Genomic DNA, 240 nt, shown 5'->3' on the forward strand with positions numbered 1-240 from the left:
GCTGGATGCGCAACAGCTCCTGCGGCTCTTCGACGTCGAGGAACGCATACAGGCCGTCCTCGTCGACGTCGGACATGGCACGGAAGTCGAGGGCCTCGTCCAGCACCTCGAACATGTCGGGGCCGCCCTCCGGCGTCTCTCCCGTCGGCGCGATCAGACGGGCCTCCAGCTCGGATTCCTCGTGGACGCCGGAGTAGTACAGAAGCCCCTGCGTGAGCTTGACGTGCTCCGTATTGCGCT

Annotated in this window: 1 protein-coding gene; it reads right to left on the minus strand. The window is 65.8% G+C overall.

The window, feature by feature from the left end; all coding sequences use genetic code 11:
* On the minus strand, positions 1–240 hold a 240-nt coding region (locus KVT38_RS34125; protein WP_217598131.1), incomplete at both ends, for a hypothetical protein.

The organism is Cohnella sp. GbtcB17 (genome assembly GCF_019091135.1).
Classification (GTDB): domain Bacteria; phylum Bacillota; class Bacilli; order Paenibacillales; family Paenibacillaceae; genus Cohnella.